The organism is Enterobacter sp. 296B2 (assembly GCF_034106185.1).
In the GTDB taxonomy this organism is placed as follows: domain Bacteria; phylum Pseudomonadota; class Gammaproteobacteria; order Enterobacterales; family Enterobacteriaceae; genus Enterobacter; species Enterobacter cloacae_N.
This window is the reverse complement of the sequence record NZ_JAWNCA010000014.1, coordinates 87,319-113,211: the sequence shown is the minus strand read 5'-3', so window position 1 is coordinate 113,211 and position 25,893 is coordinate 87,319. Positions and strand designations below refer to the sequence as shown.

Genomic DNA, 25,893 nt, shown 5'->3' with positions numbered 1-25,893 from the left:
GCCTTACCCGGCCTACGAAACGCGAACCGAAGGTCGGGTAAGGCGAAGCCGCCACCCGACTTATTCACTTCGCTAACATCCTCTCGTTCTTCGCCCTCAGCTTTTTCGCCCGACTCTCCAGCACCAGATAACAGACCGTGGCCAGTGCCAGCGGCAGGAAGTAATAGAGCATGCGGTAGGCTAGCAGGGCGGCAATAATCGTTCCCTGTGAGACATGCTCTCCGGCCAGCAACGCAATAAATACCGCCTCCAGCACCCCAATCCCTGCCGGGATATGCACGATAACGCCGGCGATACTGCTCACCAGCAGCACGCCCAGCACGAAGAAGTAGTTCACGTCCTCGCCAATCAACAGCCAGATGATCGCCCCCATCGCCATCCAGTTGGCGCTGGAAACCGCCATCTGCAGTACCGCGAACTTCCACGACGGCAGTACCAGTTTCTGCCCTTTAATGGTCATATGGCGGCGTCTGGCAAAGGCGCAGGCCCACAAATACACGGCGATGATCAGCAGCAGCACGAAGCCGAGAATGCGCAGCGTGGCTTCGTCGATATACCAGTGCGCGGGCAGCTGCACCACGCCGATGGTGAAAATTACCCCGCCGAGCAGAATATAGCCCAGCCAGTTGGTGGTGATGCTTAATGAGAAAATGCGCGTGATCGTCCCACCCGGCAGGCCAAGCCGCGAGTACAGGCGATAGCGCATGCCAATCCCCCCGACCCAGGTGCTCAGCGTCAGGTTAAAGGCGTAGCAGATAAACGACACCAGCATCACCTGACGTTTAGCCAGCTTGTGTCCGCAGTAGGCGCGGCCGAGCAGGTCATAGCAGCCGTACATCAGGTAGCTCACGATCACCAGCCCAACGGCGCCGAGCAGCACCAGTCGGTTATAGTTGCGGATAACCTTCCACACCTCTTCCCAGTCCACTTTCTGCGCGTAGATCACCAGCAGTACCGCGACCGCGATAAAGAATACCCAGGTGAGGATTTTTTTCGCCAGCCGCCAGCGAGGATGAGATTTTGACATCAGGGTTTGCCTCCATCTTCCGCTTCAACGCGGTCCTGGGTTTCCATTTCGGGTTGTACCGGCGGATCCACCTGCGCCAGCTTCGGCGTATGCGCCGGCAGCCAGCCGACCATCGCCGGGAAGTGGCGCAGGAAGTGGAACACCACCACGCCGACGCCAACGTTCCACCAGCTCCGTTTCGGCACCATGGATTCATCCACCCGCACGCAGTCCTTATTGATAAGTCCCTGAAGGTTATCGCGCAGGGTCTGATTAAACTGGCGGTCGTGGATGATCAGGTTCGCTTCCAGGTTAAGCGACAGGCTCAGCGGATCGAGATTACTGGAGCCAACGGTTGCCCAGTGGTCATCCATCACGGCCACTTTGCCGTGCAGCGGGCGGCGGCGGTATTCATATATCTGCACGCCGCTTTTAACCAGATAGCGGTAGAGCAGACGCGCGCCGACCTTCACAATCGGCATATCCGGCTCGCCCTGCACGATGAGTTTCACCCGGACGCCGCGGCGGGCCGCGTTGCGCATGGCGTGCAGAATGCGGTAGCCGGGGAAGAAATAGGCGTTGGCGATAATCACTTCGCGCTTCGCATTGGCCAGCATCTTCAGGTAGTGACGTTCAATATCGTCCCGATGCTCCTCGTTGTCCCGCCAGACAAACAGTGCCTGCGCTTCGCCGGGCTTGCGGTTCTCTTCCGGGCGATGACGGCGTCGCCACCAGCGGCGAGCGGCCTCTTTACCGGGCAAGTTTTCCAGCACGAACAGCTGGATGTCCTGAACCACCGGTCCCTCAATGCGGATCGCGTAGTCCTGCTTGGCCTCCGGGCCGTAATCCGACATATGCTCGGCGGAGTAGTTAATGCCGCCCACGAACGCCACCGTTTCGTCCACCACAACGATTTTGCGGTGCATGCGGCGGAACAGGTTGGTGCGCATGCCGAACAGGCGAGGACCAGGATCGTAGTAACGGAACACCACGCCAGCGGCGGTGAGTTCATTAACAAATTCATCGCTGAGATCCGGCGAGCCATACCCGTCGAGCAGGGCCTCGATTTTTATTCCGCGCCGGGCGGCATGCAGCAGCGCGCTGTGCAGCTGCCTGCCAACGTCGTCTTCAAACCAGATAAACGTTTCAAGGTAGACTTTCTGCTGCGCGTGGCTAATCGCCTCGAAGACTGCCGGATAAAAGTTATCGCCGTTTTCCAACAGCGTAATACGGTTACCTTCCTGCCATGTGCATTTCATAAGTGGATCTCCGCGCTCAGCGGGGCATGGTCGGAAAGATGTCGCCAGTTAAGTAACGCCAGCGCCGTCGGGCTGCTGGCATGCGCATTTTTCACGTAGATGCGGTCCAGGCGCAGCAGGGGAAAGCGCACGGGAAACGTCCGTGCGGGACGACCGTGTGCCCGGGTGAAAATCTCCTCCAGCCCCGCATTCACCTTCAGAGGATGGTTGGCCCGCTGCCGCCAGTCGTTAAAATCACCGGCCACCACCACGGGGTCGCCTTCGGGAAGCGCATTAGTCCAGTCAGCCAGCATCTGTAGCTGCGCCTGACGGTGGGCTTCACGCAGGCCAAGGTGAACGCAGCCTACGTGAACGGGTACGTCAAGATCCGGCGGTGCGATGCGGCAGTAAAGCAGCCCGCGCTTTTCGCTCTCTCCAACGGAGACGTCCCGGTTCTCGTAATGTTCGATAGGAAAACGCGACAGCACGGCGTTTCCGTGATGGCCTTCCGGATAGACCGCGTTGCGGCCGTAAGCGTAATCGCTCCACATGGTGTCGGCCAGAAATTCGTAGTGCGGCGTATCGGGCCAGTTTTCGAAATGCATGGGATGCACCTCGTGCGCGCCCATCACCTCCTGCAGGCAGACAATGTCCGCGCTGACGGTGCGTACCGCGTCGCGCAGCTCCGGTAAAATGAAGCGGCGGTTAAATGCTGTGAAGCCCTTATGAATGTTTATCGTCAGCACCTTAAGCGAGAAATGCTGCGTTTTTTTGCTCATAAACACCTTCCTGGGTGACTATCCCGATGAAAATAAAGTGTAGTCGGCGTCACAAAAAGATGCGGCGTTACGGAATTTTCCGTAAAGTGCGGTAGTCTGATTAAGCAGAGAAAAATCCTTCAGGAGAGAAGCCATGAAGTGGCAACAACGTGTTCGTGTCGCAACCGGTTTGAGTTGCTGGCAGATAATGTTGCATTTACTGGTCGTGGCCGTACTGGTGATGGGCTGGATGAGCGGCACGCTGGTGCGTGTTGGCTTAGGACTGTGCGTCCTCTATGGCGTCACCGTGCTGTCGATGCTGTTCTTACAGCGCCACCATGAAGCGCGCTGGCGCGAGGTGGGTGATGTGCTCGAAGAGCTCACCACCACCTGGTACTTTGGTGCCGCGATGATCGTGCTTTGGCTGCTGTCACGCGTGCTGCAAAACAACCTGCTGCTGGCCCTGGCGGGTCTGGCAATCCTCGCAGGGCCAGCTGTCGTCTCGTTGCTCACCAAAGAGAAAAAGCTACGCAATGTTGCGTCTAAACATCGCATAGGCCACTGAGCCCGTCGTGGCCGCTATGACCAGTAGCGGCCACAAACTTCCCCAGACAATGTCCAGACTCGCATCCTTCAGATAGATCTGCTTGGTGATATCCGTAAAGTGTCGAATCGGGTTTATCCACGTTAAATCCTGGAGCCACACCGGCATGTTCTCGACGGGCGAAACGTACCCGGAGAGCAGAATCGCCGGCATCATAAAGACGAATACCCCGATAAACGCCTGCTGCTGCGTCGAGCAGAGCGCGGATATCAGCAGTCCAAATCCCACCAGCGACAGCCCGTAAATCACCATCGTGAAGTAAAACAGCGCCAGCGAACCGGCGAACGGGATCTCGTAGGCCCAAATCCCCACCCCCAGCACGATGGTGGCCTGGAACGTTGCGACGATCAGCGCCGGCACCGCTTTGCCGACGAAAATCTGCCAGGTGGCGAGCGGGGAGACCAGCAGCTGATCCAGCGTGCCCTGCTCGCGCTCGCGGGCGACGGACAGGGAGGTGACGATCATTACCCCGATGGTGGTGATCATGGCGATTAGCGACGGGACCACAAACCACTTGTAGTCCAGATTCGGGTTGTACCAGTTGCGCACCACCAGCTCGCTGTTGTTGGGCTTCGGTTTGCCGTCCATCAGCTCCTGCTGGTAATCCTTCACCACCTGCTGCAGATAGTTCGCCGCTATCTGGGCGCTGTTGGAGTTGCGCCCGTCGAGGATCAGCTGCATCGGCGCGGTCTGGAAGGTGTCCAGGTTGCGGGAGAAATCCGCCGGGAAGCGTACCAGCAGCAGCGCTTTTTGCGTGTCGATGGTGGGCTGGATCTCCTGCGGGCTTTTCAGCAGCAGGATGTGGGTAAAGGCCTTCGCGCGGGCGAAACGCTGCGTCAGCTCGACGGCGTGTTTGCCGTTGTCTTCGTTGTAAATGGCAATGGTGGCGTTGGTCACCTCAAGGGTGGCGGCAAACGGGAACAGTAAAACCTGAAGCAGCACCGGCAGCACCAGAATGGCGCGGGTTTGCGGCTCGCGCAGCAGGGATTGCAGCTCTTTGCGGATCAGTGTCCATAAACGGTGAAACATGTGCGCTCCTTAATCCAGTCGCCGTTTGGTTTTCATCCACGTCAACCCGATAAACATCACCGCCGACGCCATCAGAAACAGGGTGTTGACGATCAGCACCACCGGAATATTCCCCGCCAGGAACAGGCTCTGCAGCGTGCTCACGAAGTAGCGCGCCGGAATGATGTAGGTCACGGCGCGGATCACCGCCGGCATGCTGTCTATCTGGAAGATAAACCCGGAGAGCATTATCGACGGCAGGAAAGCGGCGTTCAGCGCCACCTGCGCGGCATTAAACTGGTTGCGGGTGATGGTGGAGATGAGTAGCCCCATCCCCAGCGTGCTGAGTAAAAACAGGCTGGTGATAAAGAACAGCACCACCAGCGAGCCGCGGTACGGCACGCCGAGGATAAAGACTGCCACAAGCATGCAGAGCAGCATCGCCAGCATGCCGAGGAAGTAGTAGGGGATAAGCTTGCACAGCAGCAGCTCGACCCGGGTCACCTCGGTGGAGAGCAGCGCCTCCATGGTGCCGCGCTCCCACTCGCGGGCGATCACCAGCGAGGTGAGGATTGCGCCGATCACCGTCATGATGATGGTCACCGCGCCCGGAATAATAAAATGCTGGCTGATGGCGGCGGGGTTAAACCAGTAGCGCGTCTGCACGTCGATAAGCGGTTCAAACGTCTCGCCCCGGTCTTCCGCGCGCTGCATCTGCCAGAGCTGCCAGATCCCCTCCGCGTAGCCCTGTACGAAGTTGGCGGTATTCGGCTCGCTGCCGTCGGTAATCACCTGGATCGGTGCATTGGTATTCGCCCGCGCCATGTTGGCGGCGAAATCCACCGGGATGACGATCAGGCCGCGAATTTTCCCGGCCTGCATTTTCTGGATCAGCTCCTGCCGGTTGTCGCTGACGGTGGCGTCGATATAGGGCGAGCCGGTCATGGCGTGGGTAAAGTCCAGCGCCTCTTCGCTCTGCTGCTCAAGCAAAATCCCGACCCGCAGCTTGCTGGAGTCGAGGTTAATGCCGTAGCCAAAGATAAACAGCAGCAGCAGGGGGATCACCACCGCAATCAGCCAGCTGCTGGGATCGCGCACGATCTGCCGCGTCTCTTTAATACACAGCGCGCGCACCCGGCGCCAGGATATAGCACTACTGCGCATGGGCATTCTCCTTGTCCCAGTCGTGGATGAGGGTAATAAACGCCTGCTCCATAGTCGGGTCTGGCTGTTCTTCGTCAGCGGCCTGCTCCTTCAGGTCGTCTGGCGTGCCGTGGGCGATCAGCTTGCCGCGATAGACCAGCCCGATACGGTCGCAGTACTCCGCCTCGTCCATAAAGTGGGTGGTCACCATCACGGTCACCCCTTTTTCCACCATGCTGTTGATGTGCAGCCAGAACTCGCGGCGGGTGAGGGGGTCAACGCCGGAGGTCGGCTCATCCAGGAAAAGAATATCGGGTTCGTGCATCAGCGAGCAGGCCAGCGCCAGCCGCTGCTTAAAGCCGAGCGGCAATTCGTCGGTGGCATGGGAAGCAATATTCGTTAACCCAAAGGCGTCGCTCATGCGGCGGATTTTCTCATTCTGCGCGCGCCCGCGCAGGCCGTACACGCCGGAGAAAAAGCGCAGATTCTGCTCGACCGTCAGGTTGCCATACAGGGAAAACTTCTGCGCCATATACCCCAGATGCTGGCGCGCCTTGCCGGAGCTGACCTTCAGATCCATATCCAGCACCAGCGCCTTGCCGGATGTCGGCACCAGCAGGCCGCACATCATCTTAAAGGTGGTCGATTTTCCCGCGCCGTTCGGCCCCAGAAGACCAAAAATCTCGCCGCGCTTCACCGCGAAATTGACGTTATCGGTGGCGGCGAAATCCCCGAACTTTTTGGTGAGCGATTTCGCTTCAATGACCGTTTCGCCCGGCGTGCCTTCCACCGTATGCAGAATGGCGGCAAGCGGCGACTCTGATGTACCCGCGCCGCCCAGTAGGTCGATAAACGCGTCCTCAAAGCGCGGTGCAGTCTCTTCTATCTCGATCTCAGGCATCCCCTGCGCCTGGCGAACGTCGTCGGCGGTGGCCTCTTTTTTGAGAATAATGCGCACCGAGCGGCCCTGAATCATCCCGTCGCTGACCTGCGGCAGCTTCAGCACCCGCTGGAGCAACCTGCGGTTCGACTCCTGCGGGCTGTGCAGCAGGAAGCTGCGCCCGGCCATGGTTTGCGTCAGTTCGGTTGGTTCGCCCTGATAGAGCAGTTCACCCTCGTTCATCAGCAGCACGTCCCGACACTGTTCCGCTTCGTCGAGGTAGGAGGTACTCCAGAGGATCAGCATCCCGTCGCCCGCCAGCTCGTGCACCATCTGCCACAGCTCGCGGCGGGAAATCGGGTCCACGCCGACGCCGGGCTCATCCAGCAGCAGCACCTTCGGCTCGCCCACCAGCGTGCAGGCCAGACCCAGCTTCTGCTTCATCCCGCCGGAGAGCTTGCCCGCCAGCCGGTCGGTGAACGGGCCGAGGGAGGTAAACTCCAGCAGTCGGGCGAAGGTTTTCTGCCGCGTTTCACCGGTGACGCTGCGCAGGTCGGCGTACAGGTTCAGGTTTTCCATCACCGTCAGATCTTCATACAGGCCAAACTTCTGCGGCATATAGCCGAGCATGGCGTGGAGCGCGCCGTCGTCTTTTATCGGGTCCAGGCCAAGCACGCTGGCCGAGCCTTCGTCCGGCTTGAGCAACCCCGCCAGCATCCGCATCAGCGTGGTTTTCCCCGCGCCGTCCGGGCCGACCAGCCCGGTTACGTAGCCTTTCTGAATGGTGCAGTTCAGCGGCGCGACCGCCGGCTTGTCCATGCCCGCGAAGCGTTTGACCAGACCGTTGAGCTGGATAACCGCATCATTCATGTCGTTCCCCGTCGTTTATGGTCACGGTAACAGGCATGCCCTGACGCAGCGCGTCGTCCGCATCGGTGACGATGATGCGCAGGCGGTATACCAGGTCGGTACGCAGGTCCGGTGTTTCCACCGTTTTCGGCGTAAATTCAGCGGTAGGGGAGACAAAGCCCACCTTGCCGTGATACGGCTTGTCCGGGCGGCCGTCGGTATAGAGCAGCAGCTCGCGGCCCGGCTGCATCTGCCCGAGGTTCGGCTCGTCAATGTAGGCGCGCACCCACACCGGACGGGTCAGGGAGAGCGTTAAGACAGTACTGCCAGCGCTGAGCATGCTGCCCGGCTCCACGGCGCGGGTCATCAGCGTGCCGTCAGAGGGAGCGATTAAGGTCGTGTCGTGCAGATCCAGTTCCGCCTGCGCCAGCTGGGCCTGCGCCTGTTCAAGGCTGGCTTTCGCCTGGGCAATGTCCTGCTCGCGGTTACCGGAGCGGTACTGGCTTAATTTATCCTGCGCGGACTTCAGCGTTGCCTGCGCCTGGTCCCGGGATGACCGCGCGTTTTCCAGATCGTTGGCGGAAATGGTGCGGCTTTTCCACAGTCCCTGCTGGCGGTTATAGAAGTTCTGCGCATAGTCGTACGCGGCTTTGGCCTGCTTAACGGCGGCGGCGGCCTGGGCAATCTCTTCATCGCGATAGCCTGCCAGCATCAGGTCATACTGCGCCTGCGCGACGGAAACGCCAGCTTTAGCCTGCAACAGCGCGTTCTCAAAAGGGGCTTTATCCAGCGCGCCCAGCGTCTGACCGGCTTTGATGGCATCGCCTTCGTCAACGCTCAGCGAGGCGAGACGTCCGCCAACGCGGAAGCTCATATTCACAGTACGAATATCCACGTTACCGTACAGCGTCAGGCCCCGATCCTGCTGGCTCTGATACCACAGCCAGCCACCGATTCCCGCGGCAAGCAAAACAACAACCACCAGAATGATGGCGACAGGTTTTTTCATGACTTCAGGCTCCTTTGCGTTAAGCCTTGCAGGATCAGATCGAGATGACAGGCGATAACCTGGCTAATCTGCGCGGCTTTATCCTCATCGAATTGTGTCCAGCCGGTGCGTAACAGGATGGTTTCCCGCCCCAGACGGAAGGCGAGAATTTCACCCAGCAGGGCGTGGGTATGCAAAATAGTGTCGGTATCGCTGGCGTCCCGCCCGGTATACGCAGCGATCAGCCGGGTCAGGTGGGTATGCATCGGGGCAATTACCCGATCGTGTACCCGCTGGTAGGCGGCAGTCGGGGAGAGCTGTTCCCGGGAAATAAACTTGCTCAGGTTGAGCGTATCGTCGTGCGTCAGCAGGCGAATCATATTATGGCAGGCTTTGAGAATAAGCTGGCGTACGGCGGCGCGATCGGGTGACGGCTGGCTGAGCAGCGCGGTAGCTTCCTCAACGTGCGGGTGAAACTGCGCGCCGATAAAATCGGCGATCCACTCGGCGCAGGCGAGGTATAAATCTTCTTTTGAGCCAAAATAGTAGGTAATCGCCGCAATGTTCTGCCCGGCCAGCGCGGCAATATCGCGCGTGGTCGCATGCAGCCCGTACTCGCCAAACTGCGCCAGCGCGGCGGCGATAAGCTGATTTTTGGCCTGTTCACCTTTGGTTGTTGTGGGTGTCGTATTCATGGCGTCATTAAGAATTAATCAATCGATTGATTAAGATTATGCCTGATTCCCGCTAACGTCGAGGGAATGCTGAGGGATATTTTATGCGCCACGTCACAAAAGCTGCTACACTCCGCCCCTTCGCGACATTGTGGTTTTTGTCCTCCTAATTGTTATATCTCCCTGAAAACTACACCTGTGATGGTCGGGGCGGTTCGGAGTTTTTATGTCTTTTGATTCCCTTGGCCTGAACCCGGAAATTCTGCGCGCCATCGCAGAGCAGGGCTACGTTGAGCCAACCCCAATCCAGCAGCAGGCGATCCCCGCAGTGCTTCAGGGCCGTGACCTGATGGCCAGCGCCCAGACCGGCACCGGTAAAACCGCGGGCTTTACCCTGCCGCTGTTAGAGCTGCTGGTAAAAAACCAGCCGCACGCCAAAGGCCGTCGTCCGGTGCGCGCGCTGATCCTCACCCCAACCCGCGAGCTGGCGGCGCAGATTGGTGAGAACGTGCGTGAGTACAGCCGCTACCTGAACATTCGCTCGCTGGTGGTTTTCGGTGGCGTGAGCATTAACCCGCAGATGATGAAGCTGCGCGGCGGCGTGGACGTTCTGGTGGCAACGCCGGGCCGTCTGCTGGATCTGGAACACCAGAACGCGGTGAAGCTGGATAACATCGAAATTCTGGTGCTGGACGAAGCCGACCGCATGCTCGACATGGGCTTTATCCACGACATTCGCCGCGTGCTGGCTAAGCTGCCCCCGCGTCGCCAGAACCTGCTCTTTTCCGCGACCTTCTCCGACGAGATCAAGGCGCTGGCGGAAAAGCTGCTGCATAACCCACTCGAAGTGGAAGTGGCGCGCCGCAACACCGCCTCCGAGCAGGTGACGCAGCACGTGCACTTTGTGGATAAAAAGCGCAAGCGCGAACTGCTCTCCCAGATGATCGGCCAGGGTAACTGGCAGCAGGTGCTGGTCTTTACCCGCACCAAGCACGGCGCTAACCACCTGGCGGAACAGCTGAATAAAGACGGCATCCGCAGCGCCGCCATTCACGGTAACAAGAGCCAGGGCGCGCGTACCCGCGCGCTGGCGGACTTCAAGTCTGGCGACATCCGCGTGCTGGTGGCGACCGACATCGCTGCCCGTGGCCTCGATATTGAAGAGCTGCCGCACGTGGTGAACTACGAGCTGCCGAACGTCCCGGAAGACTACGTGCACCGTATCGGCCGTACCGGTCGTGCGGCGGCAACCGGTGAGGCGCTCTCTCTGGTCTGCGTGGACGAGCACAAGCTGCTGCGTGACATCGAACGTCTGCTGAAGAAAGAGATCCCGCGCATTGAAACCCCGGGTTACGAAGTGGACCCGTCCATCAAAGCCGAGCCGATTCAGAACGGTCGTCAGGGTGGCGGTCGCGGTCAGGGCGGCGGCGGTCGCGGTCAGCAGCCGCGTCGTTCAGAAGGCGGCGCGCCAAAATCATCGGGCAAACCGCCTCGTCGCAACAGCGACGGCAAGCCGGCGGGTGAAAGCCCGTGGCGCAGCGGCGAAGGCAAGCCGGCAGGGGAAGGGCTGCGCCGACGCCGCCCGCGCAAGCCTGCTAACCCGCAGTAATCTGGAAGCCCGGTCGTAAAGCCGGGCTTTTCTTTTTGCGGCAGAGAAGAGAAAGTGCCACAATAGTGGCTGTTTATACAGTGTTTTAGGTTTTCCAATGGCTTTAACCGCGGCGCTGAAAGCGCAAATTGGCGCATGGTATAAGGCGCTACAGCAGCAGATCCCCGATTTTATCCCCCGAGCGCCGCAGCGGCAGATGATTGCCGACGTGGCAAAAACGCTCGCCGGGGACGACGGGCGACATCTGGCGATTGAAGCCCCGACCGGAGTCGGGAAAACCTTGTCGTATCTCATTCCCGGCATCGCGATTGCGCGGGAAGAGGACAAAACGCTGGTGGTCAGCACCGCCAACGTGGCGCTGCAGGATCAGATCTTCAGCAAAGATTTGCCCCTGCTGCGCAAAATCATCCCCGATCTGCGGTTTACCGCCGCCTTTGGGCGCGGGCGCTACGTGTGCCCGCGTAACCTGGCGGCGCTTGCCAGCAGCGAGCCGAATCAACAGGATCTGCTCGCGTTTCTGGATGACGAGCTGACGCCAAACAATAAGGCGGAGCAGGAGCAGTGTGCAAAGCTGAAAACCGAGCTCGACGGCTATAAGTGGGACGGCCTGCGGGATCACACCAGCCTGGCGATTAGCGACTACTTATGGCGCAGGCTCAGCACCGATAAAGCAAGCTGCCTGAACCGCAACTGTCACTACTACCGCGAGTGCCCGTTCTTTGTCGCCCGGCGCGAAATTCAGGAGGCGGAGGTGGTTGTGGCTAACCACGCGCTGGTGATGGCCGCGCTTGAGAGCGAAGCGGTGCTGCCGGAGCCTAAAAACCTGCTGCTGGTGCTTGATGAAGGCCATCATCTGCCGGACGTGGCGCGGGACGCGCTGGAAATGAGCGCTGAAATTACGGCGCCCTGGTTCCGCCTGCAGCTCGATCTCTTCTGCAAGCTGGTGGCGACCTGCATGGAGCAGTTCCGCCCGAAAACCACGCCGCCGCTGGCGGTCCCGGAGCGGCTGAGCGAGCACTGTGAAGAGGTTTATAGCCTCATTTCGTCCCTGAACAACATCCTGAACCTCTATCTTCCTGCCGCCCAGGAAGCCGAACACCGCTTTGCGATGGGGGAACTACCGGAAGAGGTGATGGAGATCTGCCAGCAGCTGGCGAAGCATCTGGAAAAGCTGCGCGGGCTGGCGGAGATGTTCTTAAACGATCTGAGCGAGAAAACGGGCTCGCACGACGTGGTGCGCCTGCACCGTATTCTGCTGCAGATGAACCGCGCGCTGGGGATGTTTGAGGCGCAGAGCAAGCTCTGGCGTCTGGCTTCGATGGCTCAGGCGTCGGGGGCGCCGGTCACCAAATGGGCCACCCGTGAAGTGCGGGATGGGCAGGTCCACCTCTTTTTCCACTGCGTGGGCATTCGCGTGGCAGATCAGCTGGAAAAGCTGATCTGGCGCAGCGTGCCGCACGTGGTTGTCACCTCCGCAACCCTGCGCTCCCTGAACAGCTTCTCCAGGCTGCAGGAGATGAGCGGCCTGAAGGAGAAAGCGGGCGACCGTTTTGTGGCGCTGGACTCGCCCTTTAACCACTGCGAGCAGGGCAAGCTGGTGATTCCGCGCATGAAATTTGAGCCGCTTATCGACAACGAAGAGCAGCACATTGCGGAGATGGCGGCCTACTTCCGTGAACAGGTCGAGAGTAAAAAGTATCCCGGCATGCTGGTGCTGTTTGCCAGCGGGCGGGCGATGCAGCGCTTCCTCGAACACGTCACCGATCTGCGTTTACTTCTGTTGGTGCAGGGCGATCAGCCGCGCTATCGGCTGGTGGAAACCCACCGCAAGCGTATTGATAACGGCGAGCGCAGCGTGCTGGTGGGGCTACAGTCGTTTGCCGAAGGTCTGGATCTGAAAGGGGACTACCTGACGCAGGTGCACATCCATAAAATTGCCTTCCCGCCCATCGACAGCCCGGTGGTGATCACCGAGGGGGAGTGGCTGAAGAGTCTTAACCGCTATCCGTTTGAGGTGCAGAGCCTGCCTGCGGCGTCGTTTAACCTGATTCAGCAGGTGGGGCGTCTTATTCGTAGCCACGGCTGCTGGGGCGAGGTGGTGATTTATGACAAGCGTCTGCTCACCAAAAACTACGGCCAGCGTTTGCTGAACGCGCTGCCTGTTTTCCCGATCGAACAGCCGGAGGTGCCGGAGGTAAAAAAACGCCCGGCAAAACTGGCCGCCGGGCGTGGTAAAAGCATCCGTGCTAAGAGGCGCGGTCCTACTGGTAAGTGAATGTCACCTGCACTACGCTGCTGAACGTGCCGGCCGTGACGGGTATGGCGGTGGCGTAATAGCGTGCGGACAACGGAAACGTGGCCGTGTGGTCACCTGGATTAATGACGGCGTTAAAGGCCGCCTGCGGGGCAATCAGGATTTTGTCCTGACGGTCTGCCAGCTCCAGCGCCAGCCCTTTTGCGCTGCCGATATTGGCGAACTTAGTCGGGTGCGCGCTGTCGGCCTGGCCGTAGAAATAGGCCGTGGCAAGGGCGAGCGTGGCCGGGCAATGTGACACTGAAAGGGAAAAATCTTTCCACTCGCCGGTATCGCCCACGTCTTTAAAATCGCCGGATACTGCCTGGCCTAAATCCACCGTCAGGTTGCGGCTGGCGCTGTCGATGATGCAGGTATTGGCGTAAATGTTGCCCGTCATCTGGATCTGAATATCGTCGGCGTGCGCCTGGGCGATCAGCCCCAGCGCCAGAAGTGCGATTGTCTTTTTCATGTCGGTCACTTATAGGCAAGCGTGATGGTGGCAACGGTATTGGCCGGGCCGGGGGTGACCATGTCGCTGACCTGCTCGTAGCGCACCTCAAACGGTATGGTCAGCGTTTCGTTGGCGATGGCTTCGCTTCGGGTGTTAACGTAGGTATCAAAGGTGGCGATATTGTCGTCGAACAGCATTCTTACGCCGACGCCTGTTGCCGCGCCGGGTTGTTGCGTGAGTTTCAGCACCCCTTCAAACGCCGTTTCATAGCCGTTTGCGCTGGTAATTTTTACCTCAGGTTGTACGGTGCTGTTGCAGTTCACCGTAACGTCAAAGTTTTGTGCCGGGGAAGAGAGCATCCCCACGCTGACGAAATCGCTGACCGGGAAGTCCCCCAGATTAACGGTGAGATTTTTCGGCAGGACGGAGCAGGTGACCTCTTTCAGAATAACGTTGCCCGCATAGGAGATGGTGTTGGGATCGCCCAGCCCTTCGTGGTGATAAACCCCGATGCCAAAGCGGGTCTGACTTTGATTCAGCGTGCCTGACGCGACGGTATCGCTGGTTTTGACCAACTCCAGCGTGACGTTGAAATTAAAGGTCTGTTTGCCATCGCTGGAAACATAACCCACCGGCGTTCCCGTAGAAATGCAGTTAACCCCTCCGGCTCCGCTGATGCGCTGCCCACGATCGTTCATCAGCGCCACACCGACGCCGGGGACGCCCGAATCGTAGACTCCTTTCAGGCCAGGGATCTCAGAACCAGTGCCGTAGTAACAAGAGACAATTTCCAGCCCGTTATCTTCCGCATTGTCACAATTACCGGCTATATGGGCGATCTGCTCTGTACCCGGGATCGTTTCACCAACGGCCAGCGTGGTCGGAACGGAGATAGAAGCCACGTTGATCATTTTCGGCAGGTCCGGCGTCGTACAGGTTGCCCTTGCGTGCGGCATAAATAACGCGGCGGTTCCCAGAACCAGTAAGAAAAAGCATTGTTTAATCAGTTGCATAGTCGTTAGCCTGAACGGTGGATCAGTGACACTGCGCGGCAGCGTTAATGATGCTGGTTTTCTCTTTCTCATCCGTTAGCGCATAGTCAGCGACGCAGTGCTCGCTCGCCTCCTGTCCCCAGGAAACGTTGAGATGCCCTTGCTGTGGCAGACCAGAGAGATAGGTCTGCCCATCGTTACCGACAATAAACTCGCTGTCCTTATCGTCCGTGGTTACCGTTGCACCGAAGGGCAGCGGTTTACCGTTTTGTGTCAACGTCATCAGGACGCGGTTACCCACGCGGGTATTAAAGCTGGCGCGCACCACGGCCCCGCGGGTTGGGGTCACGATCTGCGCCGCGTGGGTGACGTCGGCGTTGTCCGGCAGCGTTTCGGTATCCAGCGCGATGGTGTTATGGCGATACGCGGTAACAAACGGCACGACGGTGTAGCCGCGGAAGTCGGTCTCAACGCCCGTCTGGTTAGTGATATGGGTTCCGTGCGTGCCCGGCGCTTTCACCAGCGCGATGGTCTCACCGAGCGGCTGGCTCAGGGTTACCCCGTTAGCATGGGCAATGACGCCGCCCTGCAAACCGACGTTCACGGTCTGCTGATATTTGTCCTGACTGACCCCCGCGCTCACTTCACCATAGGTCGCTTTGTAGTCGGCATTGACGCTGGCGGAGTTACCGCTGCCGGTGCTGCTCAACCCTTCCTGAATGTTCCAGTTAAGGTTGTCTTCCTTCAGCGCCGTGCCGTTCAGGCCGATGTTCTGCGTCGTGCCGTCTTTGGTGTTGTTCAGGTTGTAGGTGGCCCAGGTGTTATGCATCCAGTGGTCCAGCGGCACGGAGACGCTCAGCGAGAACTGATTGTCGTTCGTTACCTCATTACCGTCTTCATCGCTGTCGCTGGTGTTTTTATTCATGCTGTAGCTGAGGCTGTAGCTCACGCCGTGCCAGCTGTTGTTGTAGCTGACACTCATGGAGGTCATGTTCTGGCTCTGGCTCCAGTACGTTTCTTTCACCATGCTCAGGGTGACGGATCCCCAGCCTTCCGGCAGCGTCTGGTCGATGGTGGCTTCGGTTCGGGCGCGGCGCTGCTGCGGTGCAGACCAGTCGTCAGAGCGGGTATACGACTCCATGGTGTCTTCGAGGGTGTAAAACCCTTTGCTGTTGTAGCGGTAGCCGGCCAGCGAGAAGTTGGTGCCCGAGCGGGCGATATCTTTGCTGTAGCGCACGCGCCACGACTGGCCTTTGCTGGCCTGCTGTTTTTTCAACAGGGCTTTGGCGCGGGTGACGTCAATGGAGAACGCCCCTAAATCGCCCATGTTTTTCCCGACGCCAGCCGCCTGAGACTGATAATGGCTACTCTGCTGCACGCCGCCGTAGGCGGTAAAGCCGTAGGGTAAACCGTAGATGGCGCTGCCCTGGGCAAACGGGGTCTTCTCCACGTCTTTGTCATAAGAACGATAGCGTCCGGCGGTCACGCTGTAGCGCAGGTTTTTTTCACGCTGCAATACCGGCACGGAGGCAAACGGCACGACGAAATGGCTTTCGCTGCCGTCGGTCTCTTTCACGGTGACCTGAAGATCGCCGCTGCTGCCGGTGGGGTAGAGATCGTTAATTTCGAACGCGCCCGGTGCGACCGTGTTCTGATAAATGATGTATCCGTTCTGGCGTACCACTACCAGCGCGTTACTGTGGGCGGTGCCGCGAATAATGGGGGCGTAGCCTTTTTCACTGTCCGGCAGCATGTCGTTGTCGGATTTCAACTCCACGCCGGTGTAGGGGACGCTGTCAAACACGTCGGATGGGGAGGAACTCTGGCCGACGGTGAGGTCGCTTTTCATCGCCACAATATCGCGCTGCGCGTAGGTATAAACGGAGGTGAATTTCTGTTCCTCCTCCTTACCCGTGGTACTGCGATTCCAGGTGGAATAGTTGCGAACGCGCCACGCGCCAATGTTCAAGCCAGGACGCAGGTTAACGTACTGGCTGCTGTTATCCTGTTCACCCTGCTGGCGCGCATGGCTTTGGCTGGCATTGGCGCTGTAGTTAAGCAAGCCTGCGTTGATCCCTTCGTCAAATTCTTTTGGGTCAATGTAACCGCGAGGTACCTGACCGAGCGCCGACTGGGGAATGCTCAGCAGCAGCTGCTGGTTACGAACGCGGAAAGTTGCGGATGCTGCAGGGATGGCGTGTAAATCGGCGCACTGGCCTTTGGCCATCAGCTGCGGATATTTTTTCGTTTTGATGCCGAGGCTTTTTAAATCGTCCAGGGTGAAGCAAGGTTGCAGCGTGCTGTTACCCTGAGCGTCTTTTTGCAGAGTGAAGGTGACATCGCGGGTATCAATTTTATTGTTATTGATAAATACCGCGACCTGATATTTACCCGGCGCCTGGCCAGGGCCTTTTTCATAGACGGACAAATCGGTTTTCCCCTGCTGGGGATTATCAATATCCAGCAGGGCCGGGTTAAAATAATCATCAGCCATAACCTGCTGCGCAAAGATCGCCATTGCCAGGCTACAGAGAATGACCAGCAATGACGAAAATCGGCAGGTGAACGGCTTTTTATCGCTGTACATGATTATTTTATTACCGGGGAAGTATTAATGAACGGATTTCGACCAGGTATGGCTGATGCTGCCGTAATCAGTAATAATGGAATACGTTAAGTTCGTGCCCCCGACATTGCCAGGTAAAGCAAAATGCGTTTCCGTTTTCGGGACGGCCCAGGTGGCTTTAGTGATTTTCTGACCATTCAACGTAACGGTCTGGAAATTCATATAGAACGGCGTTGGGTTATTCACGACCAGATCGTTACCTTCGCGGCGCCATTCAAGTTTATCGGCCACATCTTCTGGTCTGCCTTTTACCGCGGACGGGCGATAGAGCAATTTAATGCGGGTGTTAATGGCGATTTGCAGCGTGTTTACCCCCTCAACGTGCTTTGAGGAAGGGATCGCTTTAATGTTCAACCAGTACAGGGATTCCCTGTCTTCCGGTAAATTTCCGCCCGTACGCACCACGCGCAGAACGTTATCTTCTTTCGCATCCAGACGGAAAAGCGGCGGGGTGATCAGGAACGGGGCTTTGGCCAGGTTTTTACCGCCGGAATCAACCCAGGACTGCACCAGATAATCCGTCGCATCTGGATTTGAAAGACCAAGAGATGATTCCTTTTTATCTCCCTGATAGACCAGACGGGTGCCATTAATAACGACACCTGCATGTGCAGTGGCGGCTACCAGTAAAAGAGTGCTCAGTAAATAACCGTGGCGCATAAAGATTTCTCAATAAATAGATGAGATATTAATGCCCGCAAAAGCATTAATATCTCAGGATTGATAAGATCAGTTATAAATAACGGTGAAGGTCGATACAGAGTTAGCAGGGCCTGCGGTAATCGCAGCGCCGGTTTGGATATAGCGTGCGCCGAACTCCAGATCGTTAACCGCCGTGCCGGAGGCTAATGGATATTGCTGAGACGGTGTATACAGGGTGACCGGCTGCTCTGACGCGTCAACCAGCTGAATAGCGACACCTGTAGCTGCATCGGTATCTGGCGTTAAGGCCAGCGTGGCGTTGTTATTCGCATCCGGCGTACCGCCGAAGTTAATCGCAGCGGAGGTGACCGTTTCCGGGCAGTTCGTTAACTGAATATCAAACTTCGTCAATGTGCTGGTAGAGCCTGCGCCGGTAAATACCGTTTTAGACACTTTGCCCAGCTGAACATTTAATGGGTTACTCAACCCATTCACGACCTGACAAGCAGAATCGATAATTTCACCGGTGAAATTGATCTGACCTTCACCGTTTGTTGTCGCAAATGCGGATGCAGAACATCCTATCGTTGCGGCGATAATTAAACCTAAAGCAACCTTGTTCATAACAAATCCTGATATGTTTCTGGTGATAGCGTTGCCTGGACGTTTTCACCGTTGACCCTTAATGACTTTCCGCTGGTTATTTAAACAAATATTGATGCGTTAAGAATCTTCTGCAGAAATCACAAATAATTGAAATAATGCTTGAGTTTCATTTTTCGCCATAAAAACAAAACGTTGATTGTGTCGAAAAAAACTAACGTCCAGACGTTCAACGGGGCTATATTGTTAACAAGATGATATTTTCAGGAGAGATGTCGTGGATTATCGCAAGATTATCAAAGAGGTAGGCCGGGGCAAAAACCACGCCCGCGATCTGGACCATGAGACCGCTCGCGCCCTGTATACCCGTATGCTCAATGGAGAGGTACCGGACCTGGAAATGGGCGGCATCCTGATTGCGCTACGTATTAAAGGCGAGGGCGAAGCGGAGATGCGCGGCTTTTACGAGGCGATGCAGGCGCAAACGCTGCGCTTAACGCCGCCGGTGGCAAAACCGATGCCGATCGTAATCCCCAGCTATAACGGCGCGCGCAAGCAGGCAAACCTGACCCCGCTGCTGGCGATCTTATTACATAAGCTGGGGTTCCCGGTGGTGGTACACGGGGTCAGCGAAGATCCGACGCGCGTGCTGACGGAGACCATTTTTGGCATGCTGGGGATTGAACCCACGCGTCATGCGGGCCAGGCGCAGGCAAAGCTGGAGGGTCATGAACCGGTTTACATCCCCGTTGGTGCTCTGTGTCCGCCGCTGGAAAAGCAGCTTGATATGCGCTGGCGAATGGGCGTGCGTAACAGCGCGCATACCCTGGCGAAGCTGGCGACGCCGTTTGCTGAAGACGCCGCATTGCGCCTTTCCAGCGTCTCACACCCGGAATACGTGGGGCGTGTTGGGACATTTTTTGAGGAGATTGGCGGCAGGGCGCTGCTGATGCACGGCACGGAAGGTGAAGTTTATGCCAATCCACTGCGCTGCCCTCAGCTGATGCTGATCGATTCTGCCGGTACGCGTGCGATTCTGGAGCGTGGGGAAGAGAATACGGGAGTCATTCTCCCCGAGGCGAAAGATCCGCTCACCACCGCGCGCTGGATTGAACAGTGCCTTGCCGGAAATGTGCCTGTGCCGCATGCTATTAAGCTGCAGATGGCCTGCTGCCTGCTGGCAACCGGGGAAGCTGACACGGTCGAGGCCGGTCTGAAACGCGTTGAAGCGGCGTTTTAGGCAAAAAAAAGCCCGTCCAGTGGCGGACGGGCAAACAAGGGTAACAACAGGGTCAATGAGGGTTGGAGCAGCTCACCAGAGGGTTTGGCGAGGGTACAGCATTCATTCAGGCGATTATTTGTAGATAACCGCAGTACCGCTCAGTTTGTTATTGGTGTTAGCGGAGGTGATGGTATATCCGCTTGCACCGGCAGCCGCCGCTTTCTCGGCCAGCTTGGCTTCCAGACCGTCCAGCGTGGTTGCGCCTTCTGCACTCACCACACCGATTTTATTCATGCTCTGAGCCTGAGTGGATGAAACTGGCTCTACGGCGAATGCGCCAAAAGACAGAGCGGACAGGGCAACAGCAGCTACAGCATATTTAATGGTTTTCATAATTAATCTCTCGCAGGTGTTTTCTGTTAAGGGGACGATGTTCCGTCGATGTGATAAGTATCACGTTTTTTTCGGTGAGATAAAATCGAAGAGAATTGACGTGTTCAATCAAAAAAATTGAATGACAAATAACTTATTGATTATTAATTAAATCGAAGTTGCGCTTTACACTTCTTGTTGGTGCGCTTTACAGAAGAGAGGTGAAGGGCACATTTTGCTACGCGGTTCGCTAAATTTCGTGAGCGTAAAGGTAGGTTCCCTCGCGGTTAACTTAGGTAAAGGAAAGTCAACGTAGCTGGCTGTCTTTCGATCCTCTGCGATTATAACCTGGATGTGAAGCATTTTTTGAATCTTTATCCTGCTGGCAGGTGATGCATAACCTTACGCCGGGGATGGCTTTACGCCGCGCCTCCGGAATCGGCTCTCCGCACTCTTCGCACTCCTTTAAACTTTCACCGCGCGGAATCTCACCGCGAGCGCGCGCAACTGCATCTTCAATCGTACTGTTGATCTGTTCGTTAACGGCGTCGTCATTCGCCCAGCCGGAAGCCATAGCATCCTCCTGAAATTGGTTTATACCCTGCTTTGAATATGGGGTTAAAAAATGAACAATCAAGGTGAAGGGGGAAGCGAACTGCATCCGGCAGGCAGATGCAGTTTTATAGAGAGGGAAATTATTTATAGATGGTCGCAGTGCCGTACATATGGTTATCTCCGCCTGCGGAGTTAACCACGAAGCCTTTGGCACCTTCCTGGCGGGCTTTCTCGGCCAGTTTATTTTGCAGATCGTCCAGATTACTTGCGCGGCTTACCGAGACGGTGCCCGCCGGACGCAGCTGGCTGGTATCGTTACTCTCGGTCAGCGACTGGACGGCCATTGCAGAAAATGAAGCGGTCGCCAGGACGCCGGCGATAACAGCAAGGGTCAGGTACTTTTTCATAATCACATCCTCATGAGGAAACAACAGGTGATTCCCTCTAAGTTTAGAAGCCTGACGAGTGTGACTTAGCGCAAATATTTGATGATGATCTGCTTATTTTTTGAACGATAAAAGCTGACAATTCACTGACAGATCATAGACGTAGAGGTGTTTGATTTACGGTGTTTTTTTAAGCGCCGCAGAGAAAGATTTACCGTTGGGCCAGCACAGGGTATCTTACGCCGCTGTTTAAAGGAGAATGCCATGACTTCCCAAAAGCCGGGATTGCACCCACGAAACCGCCACCGCAGTCGCTACGACATGAACGCCCTGTGCCAAAGCTGCCCTGCGCTGCAGGACTACATTGTCCAGACCCCAGCGGGTGAGCCGTCTGTCAACTTTGCCGACCCGCAGGCGGTGAAAACGCTGAACAAAGCGCTGCTGGCGCATTTTTACGGTGTGGCGCACTGGGATATCCCGGAAGGCTTTCTCTGTCCTCCCGTTCCGGGCCGCGCTGATTACGTTCATCACCTTGCCGATCTTCTCGCCGAAGACCGTGACGGCGCGATCCCGCAGCAGGCTTCCATCCTGGATATTGGTACCGGGGCAAACCTGATTTACCCGCTGATTGGCGTGCATGAGTATCACTGGCGCTTTACCGGGAGCGAAATCGGGGCCGAGGCCTTTGCCAGCGCGCAGGCGATCGTCAGCGCCAATTCCGGCCTGAGCCGCGCTATTCGTCTGCGTCGTCAGAAAGATGCTGCAGCTATCTTCAACGGCATTATTCACAAAAATGAAAGCTATGACGCCACAATGTGCAACCCGCCGTTTCATGATTCGGCGGCAGCGGCCCGCGCGGGCAGCGAGCGTAAACGCCGCAACCTCGGTCAGGCGGAAGACGCCGCGCTGAACTTCGGCGGTCAGCAGCAGGAGCTGTGGTGCGAGGGCGGTGAAGTTGCGTTTATCCTGCGCATGATTGCGGAAAGCAAACAGTTTGGCCGTCAGGTGAAGTGGTTCACGACGCTGGTTTCCCGAGGGGATAACCTGCCGCCGCTCTACCGCGCGCTGACCGAAGCGGGCGCCGTAAAAGTGGTGAAAAAAGAGATGGCGCAGGGCCAGAAGCAGAGCCGCTTTATCGCCTGGTCATTTATGGACGATAACAAACGTCGGAAGTAAGTACCCACAGGCCCGGTAAGCGCAGCGCTACCGGGCAATAGGGTTACAGCGTCGGCTCCTGCGGAGGGAGCGGCGAGGCGGGCGGCGACAATACCTGATACGTCTGCACCGGCGTTCTCACGTTCGCCAGATCGAAGTGCTTCTTCACCATGCTGTCGAGGGCAAAGCGCACCGTCCACTGCTTCAGCGGCTGGGTGGTGAACGACACGCGAAGGGTAAATGCCGTGTTCGTCAGCCCGACGATGCCAGCAAATGACGGCTCGCCAATCACCAGCCCGCGAATATCCTCCATCTGCATCAGCTCTTCCACCGCATCCCGCAGCGCCTGCTTCGCTTTATCCGCATCCTCGTGACGATCCACGTCGTAGTTCGCCACAACGGAGCCAATGCCGCGCACAAAGTTGGCGAAGGTGGTGATCGATGACCACGGAATGATGTGGTACGCCCCGGTATCCTGACGCACGCCTACCGAGCGAATCGACATGCGCTCAACGGTGCCGGTCAACGGCCCGATGGTCACCAGATCGCCCGTGTTCATCCCGTTCTCAAACTGGATAAAGATGCCGGTAATAATATCCTTCACCAGCGTTTGCGAACCGAAAGAGATCGCCAGCCCCAGCGCGCCGGCACCTGCCAGTAGCGGGGCGATATTCACGCCGATTTCCGACAGCACGATCATGATGGTGATGGTGCTGATGATCACCGCCAGCGCATTACGGAACAGGGTCAACAGCGTCCGCGCGCGGGCGCTGGGGAGCGGTCTGCCGTGAATATCGGAGACCAGACGGTTCTCGATAAGGCTTGCCAGCAGCGTCCAGCCGACGGCGGAGAAAAATAATATCAACGCAATACGAATTAAAATATCGACGGTCTTCTCGCCTGCGCCGTTATGAAGCCAGTTCCAGAAATCAAACAGGCTCCACGCGTTCAGCAGCAGCATGATCGCCACACAGACGGTCAGAATGCGCGCCACCTTGAGCGAGACCGACATCCAGCCGTTCACCCGTTTTTGCAGTTCCGGGTAATTACGCTGTACCTGCGGCGACAGGGTGATGGTTTTCGAGATCCAGCGGGACAGCAGCCCGGACACAAATGCCGCGATGCCGATAATCGCCAGGCTTTTGAACGTTGCCCCTATCATAAATTTCAGGCTGTTTCCCGGGTCGAACAGCGAGAAGAAGCACAGCACAATAAAGTACGCGCTTGCCAGCCAGTGCCACACCAGCGCGAAGGCGCGAATAAACAGGCTGAAAAACGAGAGGGAACGGTCGGCCAGGTGCAGCAGACTCTCGGTGATCGCCTTTTTATTGTGAAAGATAAGGTACAGAGACCAGACGGTTATACAGAGCATGATCAGCACGTTCGCCAGCGCGCCAAACTGCACGTTAACCTGGTTGGAGATAATCGGCACGGCAACCAGCAGGCCGTAGCCTATCAGGCCGCTGAGCACGCTTAGCCGCACGGCCCAGTATTTCGCGCTGTCGTCGCTGATATTGAAAGGGCGAAGCTCAGGCACGCGCGGGCAAAAGATGACGCGCAGCACCGCTTTAAAAAATTCGATGAGCGCAAACGCGTTCAGGAAGAGCGCCTGCTGGAAGGCAATGGTTTTGTTGCCTGTATTTAGGCGATCCGCCAGCACCTGACCGACAAACAGCGTTAATGCCAGCAGCAGTAAATCGATGATAAACGCCCCGGCAACCATAGCGGGGAGGTGCAGCCAGCTGTTTTTATGCTGGTTCTTTTTTCGCCCCCAGTGGCCCATCCTGCGGTACAGCGGCCAGGCGCACAGGCGCACCAGCCAGTAAAAAATAAACACGGCCGCGGCCAGCATCAAAAACTGGGTGGCGGCGGCGGTAAAGGTTTGCGGGTTAAACGCCTTGTGCTGGGATCCCATCAGGTTGCGGTAGAGCTGGGCAAAGCGCGCGGAAAGCGCTTCACCGTAACGGCGGCTCACGTCGGTGACGTTTTCCAGCACCGTTTTTTGTTCCTCCACCTGCGGCGGGGTGAGGGTCGGGACGGTTTCCTGCGGCGGCGCGGCGGCGGCTTTGCGCAGCTGCTCGATGAGCTCCTTTCGGGAGGCGTCGTTTTCAAGAACGTCGGCAAGCGCGCTGTAAGCCGCTTTTTTTTGTTCAGCATCCGGTTCCGGAGGAGGAGAACCTTGCTGGGACGCGGTTGCTCCGGTGTTGACACCGGGTATCGCCACGGCGAGCGATGGCGCATTAAACAGGCTTATTAACAGCAGCAGGATCCAGGGCACGGCGTCCTCCGACAAAAATATCGTGCAAAATGATAAGTATAGAGGGCGAGGGGAGGAGGGGCGTTTTTGGGAACAATCTGGCGTAAAAAAGCCGGGCAAGCCCGGCTTGGCGTAAAGCGAGGGATCAGGAGACGTGCTGCAGGAACTCCTGTAAACGCTGGCTCGGCGGATTCGCGATCAGCGCCTGCGGGTTACCGTCTTCCGCGATACGGCCTTTATCGATGAAGATCAGACGGGAGGCCACTTTCTCAGCAAAGCCGATTTCGTGGGTCACGATAACCATGGTCATCCCTTCTTCCGCCAGATCCTGCATGACTTTCAGCACCTCGTGGCGCAACTCCGGGTCGAGTGCGGACGTCGGCTCATCAAACAGCATCATCTTCGGTTTCACCGCCAGCGCGCGCGCAATTGCCACGCGCTGCTGCTGGCCGCCGGAAAGCTCGGAAGGGTAGTGGTGCGCACGCTCCGCCAGGCCAACCTTCGCCAGCAGATCTTTTGCCAGCGCTTCCGCTGCCGCTTTGTTGGCACCGCGCACGCGCAGTGGGCCAAACATTACGTTTTCCAGCGCCGTCAGGTGCGGGAACAGGTAGAACTGCTGGAACACCATGCCCGCTTCCTGGCGAATCAGACGCTCGTCCACTTTCGGGTCGTTCACCTTCAGACCGTCAACGATCAGATCGCCGCTGGTGATCTCTTCCAGCTTGTTAATGCAGCGCAGCAGGGTGGATTTACCGGAGCCGGATGGCCCGATAATCACCACCACTTCACCCTGCTTGATGTTCAGATCGATATTGTGCAGCACCTGGGTTGGGCCAAAGTGCTTGGAAACGTTTTTAAATTCAATCACAGGATTTTCATCCTTCTTTCAAGACGACGCAGAACGAAGCTCAGAACCAGCGTAATGATCAGGTAGACAACGGCGACCGCACTCCAGATTTCCAGCGCGCGGAAGTTGCCCGCAATAATTTCCTGGCCCTGACGGGTCAGTTCGGCGACGCCGATAACGATGAACAGCGACGTATCTTTAATACTGATGATCCACTGGTTACCCAGCGGTGGCAGCATGCGGCGCAGCGCCAATGGGAGAATAACGTGGCGGATCGTTTCGCGACGAGAAAGACCTAACGCCAGACCCGCTTCACTGAAACCTTTATGAATCGACAGAACCGCACCGCGGGTGATTTCCGCAATGTAGGCGCCTGAGTTGATCATAATGGTCACGACGGCTGCGCTGAACGGGTCGATGCGCAGGTCGGTGAACGCCATGGGCAAGGCGAAGTAGATGAACATGACCTGCACAACAATAGGCGTGCCGCGGATCACTTCGATGAAAACCAGCGCGATGTGGTTTGCAATCCAGCCACCGTAGGTGCGGGCGAAACCGGCGACAAGACCGATAATCAACCCGCCAACCAGACCGAGGACCGAAATCCACAGGGTCATTTTAGCGCCTTCAAGCAAGAGTGGAATGGCAGGCCAGATGGCGCTCCAGTCAAACTGCATGATAATTTCCTGTTACTGTTACCGTGTTTCAAAAATAGCAGGGGCGAAAGGCCGC

General features: G+C 57.3%; 24 protein-coding genes. 5 read left to right on the top strand and 19 right to left on the bottom strand.

The window, feature by feature from the left end; all coding sequences use genetic code 11:
• Positions 1 to 64: 64 nt before the first annotated feature.
• Genes URZ40_RS12680 through URZ40_RS12670 form a run of 3 tightly spaced genes read right to left on the bottom strand, consistent with a single transcriptional unit; the run spans position 65 to position 3,023 of the window.
• Positions 65 to 1,027, bottom strand: a complete 963-nt coding sequence (locus URZ40_RS12680) for a YbhN family protein (RefSeq protein ID WP_316379980.1) — start codon at positions 1,025 to 1,027, stop codon at positions 65 to 67.
• Positions 1,027 to 2,265, bottom strand: a complete 1,239-nt coding sequence (gene clsB, locus URZ40_RS12675; protein WP_320720632.1) for a cardiolipin synthase ClsB — start codon at positions 2,263 to 2,265, stop codon at positions 1,027 to 1,029. Before clsB ends, URZ40_RS12680 begins: the two co-directional genes overlap by 1 nt.
• Positions 2,262 to 3,023, bottom strand: a complete 762-nt coding sequence (locus URZ40_RS12670; RefSeq protein ID WP_116343376.1) for an endonuclease/exonuclease/phosphatase family protein — start codon at positions 3,021 to 3,023, stop codon at positions 2,262 to 2,264. The genes clsB and URZ40_RS12670 overlap by 4 nt, the downstream gene beginning before the upstream one ends.
• 133 nt (positions 3,024 to 3,156) lie before the next feature.
• On the opposite strand from URZ40_RS12670, the gene URZ40_RS12665 reads away from it, so the two are divergent.
• Positions 3,157 to 3,567 carry a YbhQ family protein gene (locus URZ40_RS12665; RefSeq protein WP_115874544.1) on the top strand — a complete coding sequence of 137 codons (411 nt, stop codon included), beginning with the start codon at positions 3,157 to 3,159 and terminating at the stop codon, positions 3,565 to 3,567.
• On the opposite strand, the gene URZ40_RS12660 is transcribed toward URZ40_RS12665, so the two are convergent.
• From URZ40_RS12660 to cecR, 5 genes are read right to left on the bottom strand one after another with little or no spacing between them, the layout of a single operon-like run.
• The gene (locus tag URZ40_RS12660; RefSeq protein WP_116343377.1) at positions 3,529 to 4,635 is read right to left on the bottom strand and encodes an ABC transporter permease; all 1,107 of its coding nucleotides are present in this window, start codon (positions 4,633 to 4,635) and stop codon (positions 3,529 to 3,531) included. The two genes, URZ40_RS12665 and URZ40_RS12660, sit on opposite strands and share 39 nt — an antisense overlap.
• Before the next feature lie 9 nt (positions 4,636 to 4,644).
• A complete protein-coding gene (locus tag URZ40_RS12655) occupies positions 4,645 to 5,778 on the bottom strand; it encodes an ABC transporter permease (RefSeq protein ID WP_163330773.1) in 1,134 nt (377 codons plus the stop codon).
• The gene (locus URZ40_RS12650; RefSeq protein ID WP_320720631.1) at positions 5,768 to 7,507 is read right to left on the bottom strand and encodes an ATP-binding cassette domain-containing protein; all 1,740 of its coding nucleotides are present in this window, start codon (positions 7,505 to 7,507) and stop codon (positions 5,768 to 5,770) included. Before URZ40_RS12650 ends, URZ40_RS12655 begins: the two co-directional genes overlap by 11 nt.
• Positions 7,500 to 8,495: a secretion protein HlyD gene (gene hlyD, locus URZ40_RS12645; RefSeq protein WP_116343380.1), complete on the bottom strand. Its 996-nt coding sequence runs from the start codon at positions 8,493 to 8,495 to the stop codon at positions 7,500 to 7,502. Before hlyD ends, URZ40_RS12650 begins: the two co-directional genes overlap by 8 nt.
• Positions 8,492 to 9,169 carry a transcriptional regulator CecR gene (cecR, locus tag URZ40_RS12640; RefSeq protein ID WP_163330776.1) on the bottom strand — a complete coding sequence of 226 codons (678 nt, stop codon included), beginning with the start codon at positions 9,167 to 9,169 and terminating at the stop codon, positions 8,492 to 8,494. Before cecR ends, hlyD begins: the two co-directional genes overlap by 4 nt.
• Before the next feature lie 205 nt (positions 9,170 to 9,374).
• Here cecR and rhlE point away from each other — a divergent pair, with 205 nt between their 5' ends.
• A complete protein-coding gene (gene rhlE, locus URZ40_RS12635) occupies positions 9,375 to 10,757 on the top strand; it encodes an ATP-dependent RNA helicase RhlE (RefSeq protein ID WP_320720630.1) in 1,383 nt (460 codons plus the stop codon).
• 97 nt (positions 10,758 to 10,854) lie between these two features.
• Positions 10,855 to 13,032: an ATP-dependent DNA helicase DinG gene (dinG, locus tag URZ40_RS12630; RefSeq protein WP_320720629.1), complete on the top strand. Its 2,178-nt coding sequence runs from the start codon at positions 10,855 to 10,857 to the stop codon at positions 13,030 to 13,032.
• On the opposite strand, the gene URZ40_RS12625 is transcribed toward dinG, so the two are convergent.
• The 5 genes from URZ40_RS12625 to URZ40_RS12605 all read right to left on the bottom strand — a co-directional run bounded on the left by URZ40_RS12625 (position 13,019) and on the right by URZ40_RS12605 (position 18,388).
• Entirely contained in the window at positions 13,019 to 13,522 is a 504-nt protein-coding gene (locus tag URZ40_RS12625) for a fimbrial protein (RefSeq protein ID WP_116343424.1), read from the bottom strand. The genes dinG and URZ40_RS12625 overlap by 14 nt on opposite strands.
• Positions 13,523 to 13,527: 5 nt before the next feature.
• Entirely contained in the window at positions 13,528 to 14,517 is a 990-nt protein-coding gene (locus URZ40_RS12620; protein ID WP_320720628.1) for a fimbrial protein, read from the bottom strand.
• A 22-nt stretch (positions 14,518 to 14,539) separates the two neighbouring features.
• Positions 14,540 to 17,083 (bottom strand): fimbria/pilus outer membrane usher protein, encoded by a 2,544-nt coding sequence (locus URZ40_RS12615; protein WP_316379985.1) that lies wholly within the window; start codon positions 17,081 to 17,083, stop codon positions 14,540 to 14,542.
• 24 nt (positions 17,084 to 17,107) lie between these two features.
• A complete protein-coding gene (locus URZ40_RS12610) occupies positions 17,108 to 17,782 on the bottom strand; it encodes a molecular chaperone (protein ID WP_116343385.1) in 675 nt (224 codons plus the stop codon).
• Positions 17,783 to 17,851: 69 nt separating this feature from the next.
• Complete coding sequence (locus URZ40_RS12605; protein WP_061098798.1) at positions 17,852 to 18,388, bottom strand: fimbrial protein; 537 nt, start codon at positions 18,386 to 18,388, stop codon at positions 17,852 to 17,854.
• A 256-nt stretch (positions 18,389 to 18,644) separates the two neighbouring features.
• Here URZ40_RS12605 and ybiB point away from each other — a divergent pair, with 256 nt between their 5' ends.
• Positions 18,645 to 19,607, top strand: coding sequence for a DNA-binding protein YbiB (gene ybiB / locus URZ40_RS12600; protein ID WP_320720627.1), 963 nt, complete (start codon positions 18,645 to 18,647; stop codon positions 19,605 to 19,607).
• A gap of 114 nt (positions 19,608 to 19,721) precedes the next feature.
• On the opposite strand, the gene ybiJ is transcribed toward ybiB, so the two are convergent.
• From ybiJ to mcbA, 3 genes are all read right to left on the bottom strand, one after another.
• Positions 19,722 to 19,982: a DUF1471 family protein YbiJ gene (gene ybiJ / locus URZ40_RS12595; protein WP_014883102.1), complete on the bottom strand. Its 261-nt coding sequence runs from the start codon at positions 19,980 to 19,982 to the stop codon at positions 19,722 to 19,724.
• Positions 19,983 to 20,268: 286 nt separating this feature from the next.
• Positions 20,269 to 20,535 (bottom strand): DksA/TraR family C4-type zinc finger protein, encoded by a 267-nt coding sequence (locus URZ40_RS12590; RefSeq protein ID WP_116343387.1) that lies wholly within the window; start codon positions 20,533 to 20,535, stop codon positions 20,269 to 20,271.
• A gap of 121 nt (positions 20,536 to 20,656) precedes the next feature.
• Positions 20,657 to 20,923, bottom strand: coding sequence for a DUF1471 family periplasmic protein McbA (gene mcbA / locus URZ40_RS12585; RefSeq protein WP_163330782.1), 267 nt, complete (start codon positions 20,921 to 20,923; stop codon positions 20,657 to 20,659).
• 243 nt (positions 20,924 to 21,166) lie between these two features.
• Here mcbA and rlmF point away from each other — a divergent pair, with 243 nt between their 5' ends.
• Positions 21,167 to 22,078, top strand: coding sequence for a 23S rRNA (adenine(1618)-N(6))-methyltransferase RlmF (gene rlmF, locus URZ40_RS12580; protein ID WP_163330783.1), 912 nt, complete (start codon positions 21,167 to 21,169; stop codon positions 22,076 to 22,078).
• A 43-nt stretch (positions 22,079 to 22,121) separates the two neighbouring features.
• Here rlmF and ybiO read toward each other — a convergent pair whose 3' ends face one another.
• From ybiO to glnP, 3 genes are all read right to left on the bottom strand, one after another.
• Complete coding sequence (ybiO, locus tag URZ40_RS12575; RefSeq protein ID WP_320720626.1) at positions 22,122 to 24,335, bottom strand: mechanosensitive channel protein; 2,214 nt, start codon at positions 24,333 to 24,335, stop codon at positions 22,122 to 22,124.
• Between the two features lie 124 nt (positions 24,336 to 24,459).
• Positions 24,460 to 25,182 (bottom strand): glutamine ABC transporter ATP-binding protein GlnQ, encoded by a 723-nt coding sequence (glnQ, locus tag URZ40_RS12570; protein WP_116343390.1) that lies wholly within the window; start codon positions 25,180 to 25,182, stop codon positions 24,460 to 24,462.
• Positions 25,179 to 25,838, bottom strand: a complete 660-nt coding sequence (gene glnP, locus URZ40_RS12565) for a glutamine ABC transporter permease GlnP (RefSeq protein ID WP_003858462.1) — start codon at positions 25,836 to 25,838, stop codon at positions 25,179 to 25,181. Before glnP ends, glnQ begins: the two co-directional genes overlap by 4 nt.
• Positions 25,839 to 25,893: the final 55 nt, after the last annotated feature.